Source organism: Moorella sp. E306M (assembly GCF_006538385.1).
Classification (GTDB): Bacteria; Bacillota; DSM-521; order Neomoorellales; family Neomoorellaceae; genus Neomoorella.
Genome location: NZ_BJKO01000005.1, coordinates 1 through 513 on the forward strand (window position 1 = coordinate 1; position 513 = coordinate 513).

Sequence of the window (513 nt, forward strand, 5' to 3'; positions counted from 1 at the left end):
TCTGGCACCGCAACGGCTACTGGCTGCATATAGCGGTAGTCAAACCCGCCCTGGAGAAAGTACAGGGGGATGCCGTGGCAGCCGTAGACCCGGGCGAAGTCCATGCCTTAACCCTGACCGACGGCCGAGAAGCACTGGTCATCAGCGGCAGGCATCTGCGGTCGTTGCATCGCCTGCGGAATAAGACTTTGAGAAAGTTCCAGAAGGCCATTTCCCGGACCCAAAAAGGCTCTAACTGCCGCAAAAAACTCCTTCAATCCAAGTACCGGTTTTTGAATTGGATTGGAGCTCAAATATCCCATACCGAACATGCCGTCACGAAAATGGCGGCAGCCTGGTGCTTGGAACGCGGGGTTAAGAAGGTCTACATCGGCGACCCCCAGGGAGTAAGGGAACAGGACTGCGGGCGGCATCACAACCAGCGGATGAGCCAGTGGACCTTCGGCCGGCTACGGGATCTCCTGGAATATAAACTCAAGCGGCACGGCATCACCCTGGAGAAAATCGAAGAAC

At 56.3% G+C, this 513-nt stretch carries 1 protein-coding gene; it reads left to right on the forward strand.

Features of this window, described 5'->3' with window-relative positions:
• On the forward strand, nucleotides 1-513 hold a 513-nt coding region (locus FLZ89_RS15470; protein ID WP_141305365.1), incomplete at both ends, for a transposase.